General features: G+C 72.4%; 20 protein-coding genes and 1 tRNA gene. 15 read left to right on the forward strand and 6 right to left on the reverse strand.

Annotated features, from left to right (window positions below; all coding sequences use genetic code 11):
- The first annotated feature begins 159 nt into the window (after positions 1-159).
- The 7 genes from IE274_RS02675 (at position 160) to IE274_RS02705 (ending at position 7,156) form a co-directional block, all read left to right on the forward strand.
- The gene (locus tag IE274_RS02675; RefSeq protein ID WP_190113866.1) at positions 160-1,242 is read left to right on the forward strand and encodes a phosphatase PAP2 family protein; all 1,083 of its coding nucleotides are present in this window, start codon (positions 160-162) and stop codon (positions 1,240-1,242) included.
- Positions 1,229-2,305, forward strand: a complete 1,077-nt coding sequence (locus tag IE274_RS02680) for a hypothetical protein (protein WP_190114115.1) — start codon at positions 1,229-1,231, stop codon at positions 2,303-2,305. Before IE274_RS02675 ends, IE274_RS02680 begins: the two co-directional genes overlap by 14 nt.
- On the forward strand, positions 2,296-3,921 hold the full coding sequence (locus tag IE274_RS02685) for a hypothetical protein (RefSeq protein WP_190113867.1): 1,626 nt from the start codon (positions 2,296-2,298) through the stop codon (positions 3,919-3,921). Before IE274_RS02680 ends, IE274_RS02685 begins: the two co-directional genes overlap by 10 nt.
- Positions 3,918-5,279, forward strand: a complete 1,362-nt coding sequence (locus IE274_RS02690; RefSeq protein WP_190113868.1) for an AAA family ATPase — start codon at positions 3,918-3,920, stop codon at positions 5,277-5,279. The genes IE274_RS02685 and IE274_RS02690 overlap by 4 nt, the downstream gene beginning before the upstream one ends.
- Positions 5,280-5,859: 580 nt before the next feature.
- The gene (locus IE274_RS02695) at positions 5,860-6,267 is read left to right on the forward strand and encodes a DUF8844 domain-containing protein (protein ID WP_190113869.1); all 408 of its coding nucleotides are present in this window, start codon (positions 5,860-5,862) and stop codon (positions 6,265-6,267) included.
- Between the two features lie 144 nt (positions 6,268-6,411).
- Positions 6,412-7,092, forward strand: a complete 681-nt coding sequence (locus IE274_RS02700; RefSeq protein ID WP_229909179.1) for a bifunctional DNA primase/polymerase — start codon at positions 6,412-6,414, stop codon at positions 7,090-7,092.
- A tRNA-Lys gene (locus IE274_RS02705) sits at positions 7,083-7,156 on the forward strand. Before IE274_RS02700 ends, IE274_RS02705 begins: the two co-directional genes overlap by 10 nt.
- 157 nt (positions 7,157-7,313) lie before the next feature.
- Here IE274_RS02705 and IE274_RS02710 read toward each other — a convergent pair.
- On the reverse strand, positions 7,314-8,540 hold the full coding sequence (locus IE274_RS02710; protein ID WP_190114116.1) for a M6 family metalloprotease domain-containing protein: 1,227 nt from the start codon (positions 8,538-8,540) through the stop codon (positions 7,314-7,316).
- Between the two features lie 394 nt (positions 8,541-8,934).
- Between IE274_RS02710 and IE274_RS02715 the strand changes: the two genes are divergently transcribed.
- Positions 8,935-10,794 carry a putative bifunctional diguanylate cyclase/phosphodiesterase gene (locus IE274_RS02715; protein ID WP_190113871.1) on the forward strand — a complete coding sequence of 620 codons (1,860 nt, stop codon included), beginning with the start codon at positions 8,935-8,937 and terminating at the stop codon, positions 10,792-10,794.
- A 9-nt stretch (positions 10,795-10,803) separates the two neighbouring features.
- Here IE274_RS02715 and IE274_RS02720 read toward each other — a convergent pair whose 3' ends face one another.
- From IE274_RS02720 to IE274_RS02735, 4 genes are all read right to left on the reverse strand, one after another.
- Entirely contained in the window at positions 10,804-11,712 is a 909-nt protein-coding gene (locus IE274_RS02720; RefSeq protein WP_190113872.1) for a LysR family transcriptional regulator, read from the reverse strand.
- A gap of 145 nt (positions 11,713-11,857) precedes the next feature.
- Positions 11,858-13,045 (reverse strand): LLM class flavin-dependent oxidoreductase, encoded by a 1,188-nt coding sequence (locus tag IE274_RS02725; RefSeq protein ID WP_372447242.1) that lies wholly within the window; start codon positions 13,043-13,045, stop codon positions 11,858-11,860.
- 241 nt (positions 13,046-13,286) lie between these two features.
- The gene (locus tag IE274_RS02730; RefSeq protein WP_190113873.1) at positions 13,287-14,027 is read right to left on the reverse strand and encodes a maleate cis-trans isomerase family protein; all 741 of its coding nucleotides are present in this window, start codon (positions 14,025-14,027) and stop codon (positions 13,287-13,289) included.
- Positions 14,024-14,944, reverse strand: a complete 921-nt coding sequence (locus tag IE274_RS02735; RefSeq protein WP_190113874.1) for a maleate cis-trans isomerase family protein — start codon at positions 14,942-14,944, stop codon at positions 14,024-14,026. The genes IE274_RS02730 and IE274_RS02735 overlap by 4 nt, the downstream gene beginning before the upstream one ends.
- A 458-nt stretch (positions 14,945-15,402) precedes the next feature.
- On the opposite strand from IE274_RS02735, the gene IE274_RS02740 reads away from it, so the two are divergent.
- Positions 15,403-16,338 carry a D-2-hydroxyacid dehydrogenase gene (locus IE274_RS02740; RefSeq protein ID WP_190113875.1) on the forward strand — a complete coding sequence of 312 codons (936 nt, stop codon included), beginning with the start codon at positions 15,403-15,405 and terminating at the stop codon, positions 16,336-16,338.
- A 90-nt stretch (positions 16,339-16,428) separates the two neighbouring features.
- The gene (locus tag IE274_RS02745; protein ID WP_190113876.1) at positions 16,429-17,838 is read left to right on the forward strand and encodes an amidase; all 1,410 of its coding nucleotides are present in this window, start codon (positions 16,429-16,431) and stop codon (positions 17,836-17,838) included.
- Positions 17,839-17,860: 22 nt separating this feature from the next.
- Here the strand turns inward: IE274_RS02745 and IE274_RS02750 are convergent, their stop codons facing one another.
- Complete coding sequence (locus IE274_RS02750; protein WP_190113877.1) at positions 17,861-18,349, reverse strand: DUF3830 family protein; 489 nt, start codon at positions 18,347-18,349, stop codon at positions 17,861-17,863.
- Positions 18,350-18,458: 109 nt separating this feature from the next.
- Here IE274_RS02750 and ehuB point away from each other — a divergent pair, with 109 nt between their 5' ends.
- The 5 genes from ehuB to IE274_RS02775 all read left to right on the forward strand — a co-directional run bounded on the left by ehuB (position 18,459) and on the right by IE274_RS02775 (position 22,562).
- On the forward strand, positions 18,459-19,364 hold the full coding sequence (ehuB, locus tag IE274_RS02755; RefSeq protein ID WP_190113878.1) for an ectoine/hydroxyectoine ABC transporter substrate-binding protein EhuB: 906 nt from the start codon (positions 18,459-18,461) through the stop codon (positions 19,362-19,364).
- Positions 19,361-20,104 (forward strand): ectoine/hydroxyectoine ABC transporter permease subunit EhuC, encoded by a 744-nt coding sequence (gene ehuC / locus IE274_RS02760; RefSeq protein ID WP_190113879.1) that lies wholly within the window; start codon positions 19,361-19,363, stop codon positions 20,102-20,104. The genes ehuB and ehuC overlap by 4 nt, the downstream gene beginning before the upstream one ends.
- Positions 20,101-20,766, forward strand: coding sequence for an ectoine/hydroxyectoine ABC transporter permease subunit EhuD (ehuD, locus tag IE274_RS02765; protein WP_190113880.1), 666 nt, complete (start codon positions 20,101-20,103; stop codon positions 20,764-20,766). The genes ehuC and ehuD overlap by 4 nt, the downstream gene beginning before the upstream one ends.
- Positions 20,756-21,571: an ectoine/hydroxyectoine ABC transporter ATP-binding protein EhuA gene (ehuA, locus tag IE274_RS02770; protein WP_190113881.1), complete on the forward strand. Its 816-nt coding sequence runs from the start codon at positions 20,756-20,758 to the stop codon at positions 21,569-21,571. The genes ehuD and ehuA overlap by 11 nt, the downstream gene beginning before the upstream one ends.
- A 232-nt stretch (positions 21,572-21,803) precedes the next feature.
- Positions 21,804-22,562, forward strand: a complete 759-nt coding sequence (locus IE274_RS02775) for an IclR family transcriptional regulator (RefSeq protein WP_190113882.1) — start codon at positions 21,804-21,806, stop codon at positions 22,560-22,562.
- Positions 22,563-22,649: the final 87 nt, after the last annotated feature.

A 22,649-nucleotide genomic window follows, 5' to 3' on the forward strand; every position in this document is an offset into this window, starting at 1 on the left:
CACTCACACCGCGAAGGCGCAACCCGGGCGGCGATCTCTGCGTCTTTGACGACCAGGGGGATGGCTCATCGGCCTTCGCGTACGCCGTAAAGTGACCCAGCGGCCGTACGCCGCACCAACTGAGCGGGAACAGCGCGAATGAGATGGGGGACCCACCGGATGCCGCAGACCGAGGCACAGGGCGCCGGCAGCCGCGGCATATCCGAGAGCCGGACGTCCCGGATCCACCTGCGCTGGTGGACCGAGCTGCCGCTGATCCTCCTGGTGTACGGGGCCTACTCGGCCGGGCGGCTGCTCGCGCGCGGGGACGTCGAGACGGCCGTGGGCCACGGCCTGGACATCCTGCGGGTCGAGAAGGCCCTGAACCTCAACCTGGAGCATCCGCTCAACCGGCTCTTCACGGCCCATACCTCCATCGGCGTCCCGGCGGACTTCTGGTACGCCTCGCTGCACTACCTGGTCACGCCGCTGGTGCTGATCTGGCTGTTCCGCAGCAGGGCCGTGCACTACGCCGCCGCCCGCACCTGGCTGATGGTGTCCACGCTCATCGGCCTGATCGGCTTCACGCTGATGCCGACCTGCCCGCCGCGGCTCCTCGACAAGAGCCACGGCTTCGTCGACACCATGGCGCAGTACAGCGACTGGGGCTGGTGGGGCGGCCAGGCCAGCGCCCCGCGCGGGCTCGGCGGCATGACCAACCAGTACGCGGCGATGCCAAGCCTGCACGTCGGCTGGTCGCTGTGGTGCGGCGTGGTGCTGTGGCGGTACGGCCGCACGCCGCTGGTGAAGGCGCTCGCCATCGTCTATCCGCTGTTCACGACCATCGTCGTCATGGGCACGGCCAACCACTACTTCCTCGACGCGGTCGCGGGCGCGGCCGTGATGGGCCTGGGCCTGCTGCTCGTCCGGCCTGTGCAGCGCGGCGCGGCGCGGCTCAAGGCCCGGCTGCGGCCGATCGTCGCGACCGCCCTCGCAGGCCGCGGCGCCGGGCGGGCCACGGCCCCCGCGGACGCCACCGCCACCTCTTCCGCCACTGAGTCCTCGATTGTCAGTGCCGGATGCCAGACTTCGGCGGGTGAGCGAATTCCCCATCAGCGCAAGCTCGGGACCGATCCGGGCGGCAAGTCCGCGGCCAAGCCGGGCGGCAAGCCCCGCGGGAACAAGGGCGCCAGACCCGCGGGCCACGCCGCGGACACCGGGGACAGCGCTCAGACATCGGCTCGCGGAGCTGCGCGGACCTGACGTGCCGCCGCAGTCCCTGGACGCCCGCGCCCTGGCGGCGCTCGCGGCCAACCCGGGCTGCGGGCGGCGCGCGCTGCTGGACGGCGCGGGCGTGCCCAAGGCGGCGCTCGCCCAGGCGCTCGGCTCGCCGTCGGGCTTCGGGCAGTCGCAGTTCGCGTTCATGCGCGGGCACGCCTTCGAGGCGCGGGTGAAGGCCGACGGCGGCACGGAGCTGCTGCGCCTCACGCACGCGTGCCTGGGCGGCGGCCCGGAGCCGGAGCCCGGTGCGGCGAGCGTGCCGGACCTCACGGCGGCCGGGCCCGAGGGCCGCGCGGCCCGCACGGAACTCGCCCTGGACGAGGCCTCGGCCGCCCGCACCTGGACGCTGCTCGACCACCCGATGCTGGCCCTGGACGTCGCGGGCACGCCCGCCTTCCTGGAGCCGGACGCCGTGGTCGTCGCGCCGGACGGGACGTGGACGGTCGTCGAGATCAAGTCCTTCCCCATGATCGACGGCTCGGCGGACGCGGCGAAGGTGGGCGCGGCGGCGCGCCAGTCCGCGGTGTACGTCCTCGCCCTGGAGCAGGTCGCGCGGCGGCTCGACCCCGCGCCGGAGGTGCGCCACCGTGCGCTCCTCGTCTGCCCCAAGGACTTCTCGAACCTCCCGACCGCCTCGGCCGTGGACGTCCGCAAGCAGCTCGCCGTCACCCGCCGCCAGCTCTCCAGGCTGACCCGAGTCGAGGACATCGCGGCCACGCTGGCCCCCGGCACCACGTTCGACGTGACACGGCCCGCCGCCGAGCTGGCCGCCGCCGTCGACGCGGTCCCCGCGACGTACGCCCCCGAGTGCCTGGCCGCCTGCGAGCTGGCCTTCCACTGCCGCGACCGCGCCCGCGCGGCGGGCGAGCTGACCTCCCTCGGCCGCTCCCTGCGCGCCGACCTCGGCACGCTGGCCACCATCGACGAGGCCCTGGCCGCGGCCCGCGGCGAGGCGGGCGACCCCGACGACCCGGCCGTGTCCGCGCTGCGCCGCGCGGGCGCGCTGCGCGCGGAGGCGCTCGCCGGAGGTGTGCGTTGTCCCTGATCGACAACCTGGCCCGGCTCGACGCCGCCACCACCGGCCGCGCCCAACCGAGGGCCACCGTCCGGCACCGGCACCTGTCCCAGCGCCCCCTCGTCTTCGTGCCGCTCATCACCGCCGGTGAGGCGGGCGCCCCGCTCGGCGCCCTGATCGGCACCGAGCGCACCTCCCCCCGCCTGCTCACGGTGGCCCAGCCCCGCGACCGCGACCTGCGCTTCGCGTTCCTGTCCCGGCTCGCCGAGATCCTGCTGCCGTACGTCGAGTCGTACGCGGACGACGTCGAGCCCGCCGAGCGCACCGAGGCCGACCCGGAGACCGGCAAGCGCGTCAAGGTCGAGGTCGAGCTGTGCGCGGACGCGCCGCAGCTCATCGTGCCGAGCCGCACGGGCATCGAGTTCGTACGGCTGCTCGGCCGGTCCATGCGGTTCCGGCGGACCGCCGAGCAGGACCCGGACGCGCCGTATCCCGCGCCCCCGCGCGTGCCGCTGCTCGGGCGCTGGCTCACGCACTACGGCGAGCGCTCCCGGGTGCCCGGCTCGTCGCTGCTGCTCGCCATGACCGACCTGCTGTCCCGGCACTGGGCCACCGGCCAGTCCTCCCTGGAGGAGCAGCACCTGGGCGCGCTGCTCGCCTGGATCGAGGCGCCCGAGGGGACGTCCGGCGCGGACGCGGCGCTCCGCGCGGAGCTGGCCCGGGACGCCGACGGGCAGTTGCTGTGCCCGCCCGCGGGCCCCGCCACCGACCCGGCGTTCGACAACCAGCTCCTCGCTCCGGCCATCGAGCGCCACGACCGGGCGCGCACCGCTCTGGCCGCCGCCGCGGACGGCGTCGAGGCGGACGCGCTGCTCGCCTCCCTCGGCGCGGCCGAGCGCGAGATCGACGCCCTGGTGGCCAGCCGCACCCGGCCCACCTGGGACGCGGTGTGGCGTGGCCTGGACGCGCTGTGCACTCTGCCCGAGGCCCCGCACACCGTCGACCGGTGGCGCGGGGACCGCTGGTCGTTCACCGGGCACCGCGACCGCGTCGCCGCCGGTGAGCCGCCGCAGCCCCGCGTCGACGACGCGGTCACCGCCGCGAACAAGCTCGCCACCCGCGAGCGCGAACAGGCCCGGCTCGACGCCCAGGAGGCCCTCGACGACCCCCTCGTCATGGCCGGGCGGCGGCTCGCGGGCGAGGCCTTCGCCGGTGAGGTGACCGACGTCGTCATGGCGTACAGCGAGGGCCGCGCGCCCCGCCCACGCCCCCTCGTCACCGTCCGCACCCCCGACCGCCCCCAGCTCGACGAGGGCGTCAAGGCCTACCGCTCCCTCGCCGGCAAGCCCCAGTCCTTCCAGTTCGTCACCCACACCCCCGACGGCGCCCTCGTCCTGCGCCTCCTCGACAAGATGGGCCGCGGCAAGGAGCCCGAGCCCGGCTCGGTGCCCGAGGTCGGCGACCACGTGTGCTGGACGCTCTTCGAGCACGAGCAGCGGGGCGGGCCGCGCCTCCCGGACCCGGAGGACACCCCGTGGACGCACGGCGGCCCTCCGGAGACAGCGGCCACGACGCCCGCCGTAGGCACCCCGCCCGCCCCGGTCGGCGACAGGCCGGACCCCGTGACCGCGGAGGACATCCTGTGAACCCGGTCCCCTTCCCATTCCCAGCGAACCCGGCATCCTTCGACCCCGGCGCCGAGGCCACCCGCGCCACCGACGCGATCCTGCGCGACACCCTGGACGGCGCGCACCGCGGTGTCGTCGTCGACTCGCCCCCCGGCGCCGGAAAGTCCACCCTCGTCGTCCGCGCCGCCCTCGAACTCGCCGCCGCGGGACGCCCCTTGATGGTCGTCGCCCAGACCAACGCCCAAGTCGACGACCTCGTCCTGCGCCTCGCCGAGAAGAACTCCGACCTCCCCGTCGGACGGCTGCACAGCAGCGACCCCGACCCGTACGACAAGGCACTCGACGCCCTGCCGAACGTACGCAAGTCCGCGAAGGTCGGCGACCTCTCGGGGCTCGACGTCGTCGTGTCCACCGCCGCGAAGTGGGGGCACGTCAAGGACGTCGAGCCCTGGCGGCACGCGATCGTCGACGAGGCGTACCAGATGCGGTCGGACGCGCTCCTCGCCGTCGCCGGGCTCTTCGAGCGGGCCCTGTTCGTGGGCGACCCGGGGCAGTTGGACCCCTTCGCCATCGCCGAGGCCGAGCAGTGGGCGGGGCTCGCGTACGACCCGTCGGCCAGCGCGGTGACCACGCTGCTCGCCCACAATCCGGGGCTGCCGCAGCATCGGCTGCCCGTGTCGTGGCGGCTGCCCGCCTCGGCCGCGCCGCTGGTGTCCGACGCGTTCTACCCTTTTACGCCCTTCCGCAGCGGCACGGAGCACGCCGACCGGGCTCTCGACTTCGCTGTCCCGTCCGACGGTTCCGGCCCCGACCGGGTCATCGACGAAGCGGCCCTCTCCGGGTGGGGCCTGCTCGAACTGCCCGCCCGGCACACCCCGCGTACGGACCCCGAGGCGGTCCGGGCCGTCGCCCTCGTGGTGCGGCGGCTGCTCGACCGGGGCGGGGCGGCGACGTCCGAGCGGGCACCCGAGCCCGTGCCCCTCACGGCCGACCGGATCGCCGTCGGGACGGCGCATCGGGATCAGGCCGCGGCCGTACGTGGCGCGCTCGCCGCTCTCGGGGTCGTGGACGTGACCGTCGACACGGCCAATCGCCTGCAAGGCCGGGAGTTCGACGTGACCGTCGTGCTCCATCCGCTCTCCGGGCGGCCGGACGCCACAGCCTTCCATCTGGAGACGGGGCGGCTGTGTGTGCTCGCGTCCCGGCATCGGCACGCGTGCATCGTGGTGTGCCGGGCGGGAGTTGACACGCTCTTGGACGACCACCCGTCCACGGAGCCGGTCCAACTCGGCGTCACCGTCAAGTTCCCCGACGGCTGGGAGGCGAACCACGCAATCCTCTCGCGCCTCGCGCACCACCGGATCCCCTGGCCGTAGTCCCACACCACGCCCGGGCGTCGCCGCTCCCTCCCTCGCATCACAGACACCCTCGGCCCGGGACCGTGGCCCTCCCCTCCCCTCACATCAAAGTCACCGTGGGACGGGGCTGTGCCCACCCTCCCCCAAGCTCTCGGCTTCGCTCGAGCAGGGAGGTACCCCCATCGCCCTGCAGAACGATTGCCCACAGGGTGGGACGCGACAGCAAAGCCAGACCACCACCCTCACCGGACCACCACCCCCACCGAACCGAAGGCCGAACGCGGCACCCCCACCGAACCGATCGCCGCCATCCGAACCGGAGGGGACGTGCCGGTATGTCCGCGCGCAGCTCGGCCCACCACGACGCACGTACACGAAACGTTCCGAACGACACACACGCGAGCACGGACATACCGGCACGGCCCCGCCCCACCACCGGAAAGAAGGCGACAGGACCGCAACCACCCCGGAGAGACGGCGAGAGGACCCCACCCCACCACCGAAGAGATGGCGGGGGGAGCACGACCGGCGCGCGGGCCTCTTGCGCGGGGAGGGACAATGGATGCGGCAACGCGGCGTACGACGAGAGGAAAACGACATGGCGGAGCCCTCGCGGCCCCGGTCCAGCCAGCGCATGCGCCCCGCACCGCTCCTCTTCGAGCCCGCGGAAGCCACCGCCGACCCCGAGCACTTCTTCGACCTGGAGTCCATCGACGACCCGCGTGAACTCCTCGCCCGGGCCACCGAGTTGACCCTCGCCTTCCGCGCCGCGACCGACCGCTCCGTCGAGTTCCAGGCCCTGGCCGCCGCCCAGCTCGCCGACCCGCGCCGCTTCGACCGCCTCACCCCGGCCGACATCGCCGAGCGCGCCGAGTGGACCGAGGACTACGCGAAGAAGATGATCGAGTTCGGCCGCGAGCTGCAGAGCGGCACCTCCGACACGACAGGGCCCACGGGAACGCCGGGGGCGCCGGGCGCACCGGATTCGACCGGCTCGGCGGACTAGGCGGACCAGGCGGGCGGAACCCACGCCCCACGCGGCCACAAGATCCGCTGGCATATGCCGGTGGGGCAAGGTACCCCACGCCCCCACCCACTGTCCCGGATTCCCGCAACTCTGCGAGACCGAGCGCTCACCACCGGTAGATGTATCGACATGAGCAGCTCCCCCCTCACTCTCGCCGCCCACACCCCCACCGCCCCCACAACACCCTCCACCCCGGCCCCCGCCCCCACTCCCGCCAACGCCTGCGACGTCACCCCCGCAGGCGCGGCCTGGCTGGCCTCCGCCGAAACGTATCCCCACAGCGTCCTGGCCGACTGGCGCGCCCACCCCGGCACCCCGGCCGTCCTGTCCTGCGGCACCGTCTTCGACGTGGTCAGCGTGCCCGGCGTCTTCGGCCGGCGGATGGTCGACCGGCTGTGGCACGAGGGCCCCGGCTCCGGCCCGGTCGCCACGTACCGGGGCCGCATGCTGCTCTTCGCCGCCCCGGGCACGGCCCGCCGTCTCCCCGCGCTCCTGGAGTGGGAGGAATGGGGCTCCGCGGTCCCCGCCCTGCTCTGCCACGGCCCGGGCGACGCCGTCACCGTGCCCCCGCTCACAGCGAGCCGCGGCACCGGACCGGGAGCGGCACCGGGGGCCGACGACCGGCTCGGATCGCGCTGGCTGGTCGCCCCCGACACCCGCCGGCCCTGGCTCCCGGGCCCCGACGTAGTGCTCTGGGCATGCGTCCGCGCGGCCCGCGCCGCGGCCGGATCCGCAGTGCGTATATCGATTTTTCCTCGCGGCGATCAGGATGCTAAGGTCTACGACGTCAGCAGGCGCCGCTAGCTCAGTTGGTTAGAGCAGCTGACTCTTAATCAGCGGGTCCGGGGTTCGAGTCCCTGGCGGCGCACGACACCGACAGCGAGGCATGTCCACGGAAAACGTGGACCGGCCTCGCTGTCGTGGTTTTTGCGCGGCTTCGCCGCGCGTTGTGGGGGCTTCGCCACCCACACCCCCCTGGGTCCCTTGGGGTCGGCCGGGATGCCGGAACATCTGGGTACCCCGGATCAGGTGGGGCTGATCTTGACGGTCCAGGCCCCGGACGGAGTCCTGTCCTCGACCTCGATCCGGACCCGCTCCCCGGGCACCGTGAAGGCCTCCCCCACCCGCACCGGCGCGTCCGCCAGCGGCGGGTAGACCGATTCCGTGTCGCACGCCTCCGAGTCGGGGTGGGCGTCGATGACCTCGACGGGCCCCCGGCCGGACGCCGTCTCGTTGCGGACGCGGTAGGCGAGGACCCCCTCGCTGCAGGTGCCCCGGTCGTTGCCCACGGCACCCCGCGCCTCGATGGCGACGGCGCTGCCCCGGCCCGTGCGGACGACGGCGAGCTTGGCGGCGCCGACGCCGCCGGAAGGGGGCTGGGCCGCCAGCGGGTCGAGGGTCAGGCGCCGCGGGCCGCTGTCGACACAGACGACCTGGCGGGGCCCGAGCCAGCCGAGCTTCCACTTGTGCCAGGCGAAGAGTTCGGGGGCGAGGCCGAACTGGCTGCCCATGACGTCCCAGTCGCCGACGTGGGTGTCCCAGTCGCCCTTGCCGTCGGTGGGGCGGTGATAGAGGTCGGGCAGGTCGAAGACGTGGCCGGTCTCGTGGGCGAGGACGTTGCGATCCGGCGGATGGCGCTCGAAGACGGTGACGATGCGGCGGATGCTGGTGCCGTCGGCCCGCATGGGGCGGTCGAAGTTCACGACCTTCGTGGCGTCCGAGTTCACGCCGGGCGCGTCCGGATCGGCGACGAAGTACACGATGTCGTACGCGGAGAAGTCCACCCGCGGATCGGCCGCGGCGACCGCGTCCCGGAGGTAGGAGGCGCGGTGCTGCGGGTCCCAGTCCCGCTCTATGGCGTACATCGTGGAATCTTCCGGCATTTCCACCCATTCGTGTTGCGGGTGGGGGCGCAGCTTGAACCTCCCGTAGGAGGCTTGGTCGAAGAAGTCGCTCGTGGCCGGGAAGTAGTCGGCTGCCAGCTCCTGCGGTGTCGTCAGCGGTGGCGAGTCGGGAAAGGAGAGGAAGACCATGACGGCGTCGAGGGCGCGGGCGGGGCGCGGGTAGGCGCCGTTCCAGGTGTCGAGGCCTTCCGAGTGGTGCGCGGGCGTGCGCCGCAGGGCGCACGGACCCGCCTCGCCGTGGGCGATCGCGGGCCCGGCGACCAGCGAGGTGGCGGCGAGAGCGGTCAGACAGGTGAAGAGGATGCCCGCGGTGCGCAGGCGCGGCCTCTCCCCTCCACGAGTGAGCATCCAAGGGGGGAGCTGACGCTCCACGTCGACCTCCGGGTGCGGAATGCGAGACACCTCACCCACCCTGTGATGGTTTGTCGCACTTCGCCCTGTTTGTCTGACCCGGTCGAGTGAGGATCGGCCAGGATGCGACACTCCGACCACTCACCGGCTGTCACAAGCGGTCGAGCAGCAAATAAGCCCGTACAGGCCCGAGCAGAAACGATCTGTCGGGCGCCTCGGAGGCCCCCGCGGGGCGTGGTACGGCTGGAACGGGTCGTCGGCCTGCCTCTATGATCGGCACACTTTCCCGGCCCCGTCGGCCGTCCCCCAACCGGCCGACCGCCTCCCCAGACCCGCCAGGATTCGGGGCCCATCGACCTGCTCGACATCAATTGCACTGCGGGAGCAAGCGGTGAACGGAACCTCACAAGGGCCGACCGCCACAGCGGTCGCAGACCCCGGCCGTGCCCGGCCTGCCGTCACAGAGCGTCACCAACCCGGCCCGACCGGGCCCCTCGCCCAGTACGCCGCCGACTACCGCGCCGCCTTCGCCGCGGCCCCCCTCGCCCTCGCCGTCGTCGACCGCGAGGGCCTGGTCGTCAGCGCCAACGACGCGCTGGGCGAGCTGCTCGGCGCCGACGCCGCCGACCTCACCGGCCGGGTCGCCGCCGACCTGGTGGACCTCGCGTCCGACGCCCGCACCTGGCACGCGTACCGCGAGGTGCTCCGCGGTCGGCAGGCCAAGCTCCGCTGCACCCGCCGCCTGAAACACCCCGACGGGCACTCGCTGTGGACCCAGATCACCGCGTCGCCGCTGCCCGGCGGGAGTGAGCGGTGCGGCGCGGGCAGCGTCCTGCTCGCCGCCGCCGACATCAGCGCGCGCCGCGATCTGCAGGCCCGGCTGCGGCATCTGCAGATGCACGACCCGGTGACCCGGCTGCCCAACCGCGCGCTGTTCTTCGAGCGCCTGGCCACGGCCCTTGAGGCGGGCGCCTACGACGACACCAGCACCGGCCGGATCGGTCTGTGCTACCTGGACCTCGACGGCTTCAAAGCTGTCAACGACACCCTCGGCCATCGCGTCGGCGACCGGCTGCTCGCCGCCGTCGCCGAGCGGCTGACCGCCCTCGCCGACCGCGCCGGGTACGGCAGGGCGTCGGCGCCGCTGGTCGCACGGCTCGGCGGGGACGAGTTCGCGCTACTCGTGGAGGACTCCACGGGCACCGACCAGCTCACCGAACTCGCCGAGACGGTCCTGCGGACGCTCCAGGAGCCCTTCGACCTGTCCGGGCAGCGGCTGTCCGTGTCGGCCTCCATCGGCGTCGTCGAGCGGCGCGCCGCCGGGACCACGACGACCGGCCTGATGCAGGCCGCCGACACCACGCTGTACTGGGCGAAGGCCGACGGCAAGGCCCGCTGGACCCTCTTCGACCCCGAGCGCAACGCGCACCGCATGACCCGTCAGGCGCTCGCCAGTTCGCTGCGCCCCGCCGTGGAGCGCGACGAATTCGTCCTGGACTACCAGCCGTTGGTGTGCCTGGAGAGCGGCGACGTGCGCGGTGTCGAGGCACTCGTACGGTGGAATCATCCGCAGTTCGGACTGCTCACGCCGAATCGGTTCATCGGACTTGCTGAAGAAGACGGCTCGATCGTGCAGCTCGGCCGCTGGGTGCTGCGCACCGCCTGCCGGCAGGCCCGGCGGTGGCAGCTCGAACACCCCGGCCGGGACCCGCTGTTCGTGAGCGTCAACGTCGCCGTGCGGCAGGTGTGGGACTCCGACCTGGTGGCGGACGTCGCTGACATCCTGGCCGAGACCGGTCTCGCGCCGGGGCTGCTGCAACTGGAGCTGACCGAGTCCGCCGTCATGGGCTCCGCGGGCCGCCCGCTGCAGGCCCTCCAAGCGCTCAGCGACATGGGCGTGCGCATCGCCATCGACGACTTCGGCACCGGCTACTCCAACCTCGCCTACCTCAGCCGTCTCCCGGTGTCCGTCCTGAAGCTGGACGGCTCCTTCGTGCGCGGCTTCCAGTACGACGAGGGCGAGTACGGCGAGGCGTCCGCGCACATCAACCCCGCCGACGAGGTGATCGTCGAGGCCCTGGTGCAGCTCGCCCACCGCCTCGGGCTCACCGTCACCGCGGAGTGCGTGGAGACGTCCGGGCAGGCGGAGCGGCTGCGCAGGATCGGGTGCGACACCGGGCAGGGGTGGCTGTACTCACGGCCGGTGGGGGCGGATCGTATCTCCGTACTTCTCGGGTCGCGAGGCGACTGACGCCCCCGGTCACGGCGCGGGCTCCGGTTCGTCGCGCGCGGCCGCGCATGCCCCTACGAAGTCCCGTACGACCTGCGGGACTTGAGCGCCCCGGGCGCAGGCCACGCCGACCCCGGCGGGGCTGATGCCGCGCACGGGGCGGTAGACCACGTCGGGGCGGTGGCCGGTGCGGGCCGTGGCCGCCGAGGCCAGGGAGACGCCCGCGCCGTCCGCGATGGCGGTCAGCCACTCCGCCGCGGTGCGGGCGACGGCGCCGATCTTCGCCGGGCGGCCGTCACGCTCGGCCGTCGCGAGCCAGTGGTCGCGCCACCAGCCGGACTCCGGCGGGGCCGCGACGAAGGGCTCGTCGAGGAGCTCGGCGAAGTCGACCTCCTCGGCCTCGGCCAGACGGTGCCCGGCGGGCAGTGCCACCCAGCGCGGTTCGGTCAGCAACACCTCGATGTCCAGGGCCTCCTGGCCGGGAAACGGCAGCCGCAGCAGCGCCGCGTCGGCGGTGCCCGCCGCCAGGCCCGCCGTCGGGTCGTCCGCCGCGGCCTGCGTGAGGCGCACCCGCCAACCAGGCCTGCGGCGCGCGAACTCCGCCACGCTCCGCCGCGTGAGACCGTCCGCCCCGCCGGTCACGAAGCCGACGCGCAGCACCCGGTCCGCCCGCGCCGCCGCGCCCCGTGTGGCGCCGAGCGCCGCGTCCCAAGCGTCGACCACCGCGGGCGCGGCGGCGGCGAGCGCCGCACCCGCGTCCGTCAGCGCCATCCCGGCGCGCGACCGCGTGAACAACTCCGTCCCCAACTGCGTCTCAAGGCGCCTGAGCTGCCGGGTCAGCACGGGCGCCGACAGGAACAGACGGTCGGCGGCACGGGTGAGGTCGCCCTCCTGGGCGACGGCGGTGAAGCAGCGCAGCAGTCGGGTGTCCATGTCCATGGCGACAGGTTAGGGAAGGGGGTGGGGCCTGAGGGGTGGGGGGTGGGGGTGGGGCGAGTGCCCCAACGGACTTATGAGAGGGGGGAGTTCAGGGTGCCACCACCGTCGGGGGCAGCACCCCTTCGTCGCCGTGTGCCGGTCGCGGTCAGTCCGGGGTCGGCAATCCGTAGGCGTCCGCGATGAGTTCGTAGCTGCGCAGGCGTACGTCGCCGCTGTGCGCGTTGGCCGTGAGCATCAGCTCGTCCGCGCCGGTGCGCTTGGCGAGGTCGTCGAGGCCGGTGCGGACCTGGTCGGCGGTGCCGTGGACGACGTTGGAGTTCCAGCTCGTGATGAAGTCCCGCTCCATGTCCGTGAACCGGTGGGCCTCGGCCTCCTCCGGCGTGGGCACCAGGCCGGGACGGCCGGTGCGCAGCCGGACCATGTTCAGGGCGGCGGCCAGCACCTGGCGGCGGGCCTCCTGCTCGTCGTCCGTCGCCAGCGCCGAGACGCCGATGAGGGCGTACGGGGCGTCGAGGAGGGCGGACGGGCGGAACGAATCCCGGTACAGGTCGAGGGCCGGGATCGTGTTCTGCGCGGAGAAGTGGTGCGCGAACGCGAAGGGCAGGCCGAGCATGCCCGCGAGGCGGGCGCTGAAGCCGGACGAGCCGAGCAGCCAGACCGGCGGGCGGTGCGGGGACTGGACGCCGCCCGGGGACGTGGACTGGACGGGGCCCGGGACCGCGTGGATGCGGGCGTAGGGGTGGCCGTCGGGGAAGTCGTCGTCCAGGAAGCGGGTCAGCTCCGCGAGCTGCTGGGGGAAGTCGTCGGCGCCCTCGTTGAGCTGGTCCGTGCGGCGCAGGGCCGCGGCCGTGGCGCCGTCCGTGCCGGGGGCCCGGCCCAGGCCCAGGTCCACTCGGCCCGGGGCCAGGGCCTCCAGGGTGCCGAACTGCTCCGCGATGACCAAGGGGGCGTGGTTGGGCAGCATGACGCCGCCCGAGCCCAGACGGATGCGGGTCGTGTGGGCTGCCAGGTGGGCGAGGATCACCGCCGGGGAGGAGGAGGCCACGCCCGGCATGGAGTGGTGCTCGGCCACCCAGTGGCGGTGGTAGCCGCGGGACTCGGCCAGCTTGGCCAGGGCCACGCTGGTGTGGAGGGCGTCGGTGGCCGTGCGGCCCGCGCCCACGGTCACCAGGTCCAGTACGGACAGTGGGGTCGGGGCTTCGCCGTACCTGGGGGCGCGGATTCCCTCGGTCTCGGCGGGCCCGGGCGCGCCTTCGCCTGCGGGGGTGCCGTCGCCGTTCTGCTCCACTGTCACCGGGGCCTCCTGGTCTTCGCATACGTGTGGCTTACGCATCGTCGAACAGGAGGGTGGCTCCGCTTATTCCCTCGCGGGGCGCCCCGGTCCCGCCCCTTCCCGAAACTGGGGGCTGCCGCCCCCTGGGCCCCCGCTTGTCGGCGCTCCGCCTGTCGGCGCTCCGCGCCTCGTCCTCAATCTCCCCCAAGCTCTTAAGGAGCAGGGGGGACCCCCACGACGGGCTAGAGACAGCCCCTCCGGCGTCTGAGGAGCTGGGTCCGGGGCGGAGCCCCCGGCAGGGCTACTGGTTGCGGAGTTGGATGATGGGCTCCTTCGTGAAGAGGGCGCCCAGGGTGGGGGCGTTCATGCGGCGGGAGGTCAGGCGGAGGGCTTCCCAGAGGGTCACTTGGTTGGCGGTGAGGACGGGTTTGCCGAGGGCCGCTTCGAGGGGCTGGATGTGGGCGGCCGTGTGGAGGGCCGTGTCGGGGAGGAGGACGGCGGCCGCGTCGGGGTGATCGCCCGCGCGGGCGAGGGCGAGGACCTCGTCCCAGCCCCAGGTGCCGACCTCCGCGGCGGTGATGATCCCGCTGCCGCGCATGGCCACGACTTCGACGCCCGCCGTCTTGAGGAAGGCGGCGAAGTGGACGGCCACGTCGTCGGGGTAGGTGGCGGCGATGGCGACGCGATCGACGCCGAGTTCACGTACCGCGTGGGCGAAGGCGAAGGACGTGGAGGAGGCGGGCAGACCGGCGGCCCGGGCGAGCGCGCGGACCTGGTCGTGCGCCCCGTCCCAGCCGAAGACGAAGCTGCCGCTGGTGCAGGCCCAGACGACGGCCTCCGCGCCGGTGAGCCGCAGGTCCTCGACCCCGGCGGCGAGCCGCGCCGCCGAGCCCATCTCCAGGAGCGCGTCCACGCGGTGCGCGTCCTCGCCGATGTCCGTGTGCACGACGTGCAGGCGGATGTCGGAGTCGAGGAGTTGTTCCATACGGGGGTAGTCGTCCTCGGCCGAGTGTCCGGGGTAGAGGAATCCGAGTGCGGTCAAGTCCAGCCTCCTTCGGCGGTCGGTCCTGCGGGCCCGGTGGGTTCCGCGGGACCGGCTGGTCCCCCGGGCGGGTCGGGCAGGCTGTCCGAGGGCGCCCCTGCGGGCGGCACCGCGGGGGACACGGGCGGCTCGGCGAGTGCGTCGAGGGCGCCGTACTCCGCACTGCCGGGCCGCGCGCCCGCGTTGATCAGCGCTTGGTAGGGCCCCACGGCTCGCGTACCCAGCCTGCGCAGGGACGACCACATCGTGACCTGGTTCGCGGAGATCACCGGCATCCGCAGTTCCGCCTCCAGTTGGGGGATGACGTCGTACGTGGGCAGGTTCGTGCAGCTGATGAAGAGCGCGTCGACGGGCCCGGAGGCCGCTTGCCGCGCCATGTCGGCGACGTCGCGGTAGGGCACCTTCCAGATGTGCCGGGTGAGCCCCAGGTAGGCGCGGCCCACGACCGAGACGCCCGCCTCGGCCAGATACTCCTCCAGGGACTGGGTGACCGACCAGGTGTAGGGCGTGACCAGGGCGATGCGCCGCGCGTCCAGCTCGTCGAGCGCTTCGAGCAGGGCGCCGGACGTCGTCACCGAGGCCACCGAACCCTCGCGCGACATGGCCTCGCACATCGCGCGCTCGCCCGCGATGCCGCCGACGAAACTGCCCGAGGTGCAGGCGTAGGCGAGGACTTCCGGTTCGGCGGCCGTGAGCGCGCGGACCGCCTCGGCCAGGGTCTCGTGCTCGCTGACCAGGCGGGCCAGGTCGAGGCTGACTTCGACGGGCACGTACGGCGTACGCGTCAGATGCAGGGAGACCTCGTCCGGGACCCAGCGCCACAGCTCCCGGTCGAGGGCGAAGTCGAAGGGTGCGACGACACCGACACCGCGCTGAGGGTGTGGTCCGCCGAGCGAGGAAAAGGAAGTGACGTCCATGAGCAGGCCCTAAATTCGTGCGTGCAGGGACAGGGCCGGCCGGGGGCCGGACAGTGGAGCTTGGCGGCGCGCGACGCGCCGGGACGTCGGGACGGGGGTGCGTGTGCGGCGAGCACACCGTGCGCGAGGGAGCGGGCACGCAGCGTACTCGTCCCTGTGGTGCCTGAGCTGAACTGCTTCTGTTGACGAAGGTAGGTTGGGGTGCGAGCGTGGTCAATCCGCACATCTCAGACGGCTGAGAACGTCGGCCGCCGGGACACTGCGGTGTCGTCCTGACGCTCTCCCAGGGAAGCGGGCTCTCGTTGCGAAACGGTTTCTCTGCCATGTCCGAAAGCGGTGGCTCCGGGGGTGGGGCTTCCGGAAGCACTGCGGCCAGTGAGGGCGCACCCCGGAGTGCTGAGGCGCGGGGTCCGGCGCCCGGTGAGACCCCTGCGCCCCCTGCCGTCCCCACCGTTCTCGTGCTCGACGCCCCCTCCCCCGCACCCCCGCCCCGCCTCGGCTCCCTCACCGGCCGCGCCCGTGTGCTGCACGCCGACGAGAGCACCCTCGCGGATCAACTGCCGGGCGCGGACGTGCTCCTGGTGTGGGACTTCCTCTCGCACGCGGTGCGGCGCGCGTGGCCCGGCGAGGGGCCGCGGCCCGCGTGGGTGCACACCGCGAGCGCCGGCGTCGACCATCTGATGTGCCCCGAACTCGCCGACTCCGACGCGGTGGTGACCAACGCGCGGGGCGTCTTCGACGAGCCGATCGCCGAGTACGTGGCCGCGCTCGTGCTCGCCATGGCCAAGGACCTGCCGCGCACCCTCGACCTCCAGCGGGAGCGGACCTGGCTGCACCGCGAGAGCCGCCGGATCACGGGCACGCGGGCGTGTGTGGTCGGTTCGGGCCCGATCGGTCGCGCCATCGCCCGCACCCTGAAGGCGCTCGGCATCGCCCCCGCGCTCGTCGGGCGCGCCCCGCGCACCGGCGTGCACGGCCCGGAGGACCTCAACCGCCTCCTGGCGCGCGCCGACTGGGTGGTGTGCGCGGCGCCGCTGACCGACGACACCCGCGGCATGTTCGACGTGCGCCGCTTCGGCGTCATGCAGCCGTCGGCGCACTTCATCAACGTGGGCCGGGGCCAGCTCGTCGTCGAGGACGACCTCGCCGCCGCGCTGTCGAAGCGGTGGATCGCGGGCGCCGCCCTCGACGTCTTCGAGCGGGAGCCGCTGCCTGCCGACAGCCCGCTGTGGACGGCGCCCGGCCTGATCGTCTCGCCGCACATGAGCGGCGACACGGTCGGCTGGCGGGACGAACTCGGCGCGCAGTTCGTGACGTTGTACGGGCAGTGGGAGGAGGGTCGGCCGCTGGCGAACGTGGTCGACAAGAAACGTGGGTATGTCCCTGGGCACTGATCGTCCAGTGCCCGGCCCGGACTCCGGACGATCACCCCGGGCCGTCGTCGGTGCCCGCCCGCCCCGCCCCCGTCTCCCTGAGGAGCACGCATGACCGAGCTCACGGACCTCACCGCCGTACAACTCGTCGATGGCTACCGCAAGGGCGAATTCAGCCCCGTGGATGTCACCCGTGCGGTGCTGCGCAGGGCCGAGGAGATCCAGCCGGTCGTCAACGCGTTCGTACGGCTGGACCACGAGGGTGCGCTCGCGCGGGCCGAGGAGAGTACGGAGCGGTGGCGGCGGGGTGCGCCCGTCGGGCTTGTCGACGGCGTGCCGGTCACCGTCAAGGACCTGCTGCTGCAGCGTGGCGCGCCCACCCTCCGTGGCTCCAAGTCCGTTTCGGAGAAGGGGCCTTGGGACGAGGACGCGCCGTCGGTGGCGCGGCTGCGTGAGCACGGCGCGGTGTTCGTCGGCAAGACGACGTCTCCGGAGTTCGGCTGGAAGGGCGTGACGGACAGCCCGCGGCACGGCGTGACCCGTAATCCGTACGGCATCTCGCGCACCTCGGGCGGCTCCAGCGGCGGCAGCGCGGCGGCGGTCGCCCTTGGTGCGGGGCCCCTTTCCCTCGGCACGGACGGCGGCGGCTCGGTGCGGATCCCCGCCGCGTTCTGCGGGATCTTCGGGTTCAAGCCGACGTACGGCAGGGTGCCCCTGTATCCGGCGTCGGCGTTCGGGACGCTCGCGCACGTCGGGCCGATGACGCGGGACGCGGCCGACGCCGCCCTGATGATGGACGTGATCTCCGCCCCGGACGCGCGCGACTGGTCCCACCTCGGACCGGCCCCCGGGAGCTTCCGGGACGGGCTCGACGGCGGGGTGCGGGGGCTGCGGGTGGCCTACTCGCCCTCGCTCGGCGGGCAGGTCGCGGTGCGGCCCGCCGTCGCTGCGGCCGTGCGGGACGCGGTGGGGAAGCTGGCCTCGCTCGGCGCGTACGTCGAGGAGGCCGATCCCGACTTCACCGATCCCGTGGACGCCTTTCACACGCTGTGGTTCAGCGGGGCCGCGCGGGTGGTGCAGCAGTTGCCGCCCGGGCGGCGGGAGTTGCTCGATCCGGGGCTGCGGGAGATCTGCGCGCAGGGGGCTCGGTTCAGTGCGCTCGACTATCTGGCGGCTGTTGATGTGCGGATGGCGCTGGGGCGGCGGATGGGGCTTTTCCATGAGACGTACGACCTGTTGGTGACGCCTGCGTTGCCGGTCACCGCGTTCGAGGCGGGGGTCGAGGTGCCGGGGAAGTCGGGGCTTCGGCGGTGGACGGGGTGGACGCCGTTCACGTACCCCTTCAATTTGACGCAGCAGCCTGCCGCGACTGTTCCCTGCGGGGTGGACGGGGAGGGGTTGCCGGTGGGGGTGCAACTGGTGGCCGCCCGGCATGGGGATGCGTTGGTGTTGCGGGTCGCGCAGGCGTTGTACGGCGGGGGCGCCGCGCTGAGCGTTCCCCGACCCCTCCCCTTTCCGTAACCGGGGGCCGCCGCCCCCGGCGTCACGCGCGCCTGAAGTTCAGCGTCTCCCCCAGCGCCCCCGTCCGCCACAGGTCGTTGCACGCCTCCGCCATCCCGTCGAGGCCCTCGACGATCTGGCCCCAGACGATGCCAGGGACCCAGCCCACATCGCCGTTGATCAGCAGGTTGTTGCGTTCGTAGAACAGGGCCAGGTCGACGATCGTGCCCTGCTGGGACGTCTCGTAGCCGTGGGACTTCGTGCCCAGTTCTGTGCCGGAGAAGGTGAAATAGCACAGGTCGCCGGGGATGGGGGTGATCGTGGGGTTTTCCAGGGGAGGCTCCTCGGGGGCGAAGGCCGGAAACAGGGCATAAACCTCGTTCCGGGCATACTTCGCGTGGTACACATCCCCGCCCAGCGGGAGCGCGTCCCAGACCGCCGCGCATGTCACCGGGGCCCGGTCGTCGAGGAGCTTCGCCGTGGCCTGAACTCCCCGCTTGGCGAGGGAGACTTCGATGTATCGGTCTGCCATGCGCCCCATGGTCCTCCCCGGGTCGGCGCCCGCGTCAAGTGCGCAACGATCGGATCAGGGGCTGAAATTCAACGGCATACCTCGCGTGGGCTCGGGTAGCCGCGCGCCCATGGCTCCACCATCGAGGAACCCAAACAAGACAGAGAGCGCACGAGCGCCGGGCGTGCGCCGGAGATCCCTGTTGGCCTCCGCCGCCGTCCTGGGCGCGGGCGCGCTCGGCGCCACGGCGTGCAGCCGGGTGCCCACGGGCGACACGCTGGCCCGGCTGAAGTCGCAGGGCACGGTGCGGCTCGGCATCGCGGGCGAGGCCCCGTACGGTTACATCGACGAGAAGGGCGAATTCACCGGTGAGGCGGTGGAACTCGCGAAGATCATCTTCAAGCGCCTCGGCGTGGACAATGTGCAGCCCGTCGCCACCGACTTCAGCTCCCTGATCCCGGGCCTGAAGACGCAGCAGTTCGATGTCGTGTCGGCCGGGATGTACATCAACAAAGAGCGCTGCCAGCAGGTGATCTTCTCCGATCCCGAGTACCAGATGCTGGACTCGTTCATCGTGCGCAAGGGCAACCCGAAGGGGCTGCACACGTACGCCGACGTCGTGAAGAAGAAGGCCAAGTTCGGGACGGGGACCGGGTACGCGGAGATCGCGTACGCCGTCGACGCCGGGTACAAGGAGAGCGACATCGTGATCCTCCAGGACCCGGTGGCGGGGCTCAACGCCGTCGAGGCCGGACGGATCGACGTCTTCGGCGGGACCGCCCTGACCGCCCGCGGCGTGGTCAGGAAGAGCCGCAAGGCCGAGGCCACCGAGGCCTTCGCGCCCCTCGTCGACGGCAAGAAGCACGTCGACGGCGGCGGCTTCACCTTCCGCCCCAACGACACCAAGCTCCGCGACGCCTTCAACGTCGAGATCCACAAGATGAAGAAGAGCGGCGAGCTCTTCCGGGTGCTCAAGCGGTTCGGTTTCACCAAGGACGAGATGACCGACCTGACCGCAGAGGAGCTGTGCAAATGACAGCGGGACTGTGGGAACACTGGGTACTCCCCGGCATCTGGATCACCATTCAGCTCACGCTCTACAGCGCGGCGCTCGCGACCGTCGTGGCCTTCGGCATCGGCATCGCGCGCACGCACCATCTGCGTGTGGTGCGGTTCTTCGCCGGGTTCTATACAGAGGTCTTCCGCGGGACGTCCTCGCTCGTGCTGATGTTCTGGATCTTCTTCGTACTGCCGCAGCTCGCGGGCTGGGCGCTCGTCCCGATGTGGGCGGCGGTGCTCGCACTCGGGCTTTCGTACGGTGCGTACGGTGCCGAGATCGTCCGGGGCGCCCTGAACGCGGTGGCCCCCGCGCAGCGCGAGGCGGGGGTCGCGCTGAGCTTCACGCCGTGGCAGCGGATGCGGCTCATCCTGCTGCCGCAGGCCGTGCCGGAGATGATCCCACCGTTCTCGAACCTGCTGATCGAGTTGCTCAAGGGCACCGCCCTGGTGTCGCTGCTCGGCATCGGTGACGTGTCCTTCGCCGCCTATCTGGTGCGGCTCGCCACCACCGAGAGCGCGGAGATCTACTCGATCACGCTCGTCATCTACTTCGTGATCGCCTTCTTGCTGACACGGGGCATGCGGGTCCTTGAGCGCAAGGCCAAGGCGGGCATCGGGCAGAAGCCCGAACCGGGCGTCGGCATCCTGCGCAGGCTCAACCTCCGGAAGACGACCGAGAAACCGAGCAACGTCATCGTCGGCGGGGGTGGCTCATGAACAACGGCACCGACAAGTGGGACTGGGGCGCCGTCTCCGACTTCATGCCGCACTTCTGGGACGGGGTGCTCGTCACCCTCCAGGTGCTCGCCCTCGGCTCGCTGATCTCCTTCGGGGTCGGGCTGCTGTGGGCGCTCGCGTTCCGGGCGCCGACGCGGTTCATCCGCTGGCCCGTCGGGATCATCACCGAGTTCATCCGCAACACGCCGCTGCTCGTGCAGCTGTTCTTCCTGTTCTTCGTGCTGCCGGAGTGGGACATCCAATTCTCCGCCGAGACCACCGGCATCCTCGCGATCGGCCTGCACTACTCGACGTACACCGCGCAGGTCTACCGCGCGGGCATCGACGCCGTGCCCGTCGGCCAGTGGGAGGCGGCCAAGGCGCTGAGCCTGTCGTACCCGCGCACCTGGACCGCGGTGATCCTGCCGCAGGCGATCCGCCGCGTGATCCCGGCGCTCGGCAACTACGTCATCGCGATGCTCAAGGACACGCCGCTGCTCGCCAGCATCGGCGTCCTTGAGCTGTTGCAGCGGTCGCGTCTCGAAGCCGCGCAGACCTTCCAGTACACCGAGGCCCTGACCGTCGTCGGTGTCGCCTTCATCCTCATCGCCTATCCGTCCTCCCTCCTCCTGCGAGCCCTGGAGCGCCGTCTTGTCCGCTGACACGAACCTCACCAAGGACCAGCCGAACCCGGCGGTGGACGGCAGCGAGCTGATCCGCTTCGACAAGGTGGTCAAGCGCTTCGGGTCCAACACGGTCCTGGACGAGCTGGACTTCTCCGTCGCCTCCGGCAAGCACGTCACCCTGATCGGCCCGTCCGGATCCGGCAAGACGACGATCCTGCGGCTCCTCATGACCCTGCTCAAGCCGGACGAGGGCACGATCAAGGTCGGCGGGGAGTACCTGACGCACGAGGAGAAGAACGGCAAGCTCGTCCCGGCGGGCGAGAAGCACGTGCGCGAGGTCCGCAAGAACATCGGCATGGTCTTCCAGCAGTTCAACCTCTTCCCGAACATGAAGGTCCTGCGCAACATCACCGAGGCGCCGGTCACCGTGCTCGGCCTGTCCAAGGACGAGGCGGAGCAGCGGGCCCGGGACCTGCTCGACCTGGTCGGGCTCGGCGACCGCTGCGACGCCTATCCGACGCAGCTCTCCGGCGGCCAGCAGCAGCGCGTCGCGATCGCCCGCGCCCTCGCGATGCGGCCGCAGGTGCTGCTCCTGGACGAGGTGACGTCCGCGCTCGACCCGGAGCTCGTCGCGGGCGTCCTCGACGTCCTGCGGGACATCGCGCACACCACCGACATCACCATGCTGTGCGTGACCCACGAGATGAACTTCGCCCGGGACATCTCCGACCAAGTGCTGATGTTCGACGCGGGCCGGGTGATCGAATCCGGGCCGCCGGAGAAGATCTTCTCGGATCCGGAGCACGAGCGGACCCGGGGATTCCTGTCCGCGGTGCTCTGAGCACGGCCGACGCACCACGGAGTGCCATGAGCGCGGCGCGCAACGCGTGCGGCCATGGCGCTGGAGCATTCACTTGGCATATGCCAGGGTGGCGCGTTCCTGCTCAGCGGGGCGGAAACGCGCCACTCTTGTGGCCAACACCCTCTCCCCAGGGGGTATTTGGCGGTTATCGTGGACAGTGTCCAGCTGTCCGGAACCGTTCCATCTCAGGCGCAGGGATCAGGGAGAAGCCGTGGCGGTGCAGCGCGAGTCGACGACGGCCCACCAGTTGGTGCAGAACGCCCTGCGGGTACTGGAGATCGTCGCGCGCCGCGGCACCGGCGTCACCGAGGACGAGCTGGCCCGGCGCACCGCCCTGCCCGCCACCCAGCTCGCCGGCCTCCTTCGCATGCTGCGCCGCGAGGGGTACGTCGAACAGATCACCGACGGCGCGTACGTCACGGGCGCCTCGCTCACCCGCCTCGGCTCCGCCCACGACCGCGCCCTGGCCCTGCGCGACAAGCTCCGGCACACCCTCGGCGGACTGCGCGACTCCATCGGCGCCGCGGTCTACGTCAGCCGGTACGTGGACGGCGAGATCCGGGTCACCGACTTCGCCGACGGCCCGCACACCCCGAAGGTCAACGAGTGGGTGGACTTCCGGGTCTCCGCGCACGCCAGCGCCGTCGGCAAGAGCCTGCTCGGCCAGCTCGACCTCGACGCCCGCCGCGACCACCTCTCCCGGCACAAGATGGCCCGCCTCACCTCGCGCACCATCACCAGCGAGCGCGTCCTCCTGAACAACCTCGACGCCCAGGCCGCCACGGTCCCCGTCCTCGACCTCCAGGAGTACGCGGTCGGCACGGTCTGCGCCGCCGTCCCGATCACCGCGGGCGCGACGGTCGGCTCGCTCGCCCTGTCGCTGCCCGTCGAGCACGCCCACCGGCTGCGCGAGGCCGCGGAGACGCTGAACCGGAAGGCCGCGCCCGTCCTGCTCTCCCTGGCGATCTAGACGGCCCCGTCCGGGTCCGGTCCGAGTCCGGGTCCGGTCCGGGGCCCGCCCCGGTCCGCCCCGGGTGGTCCAGAGCACCCCCGGGGA

Source organism: Streptomyces flavofungini (assembly GCF_014650815.1).
GTDB classification, from domain to species: domain Bacteria; phylum Actinomycetota; class Actinomycetes; order Streptomycetales; family Streptomycetaceae; genus Streptomyces; species Streptomyces flavofungini.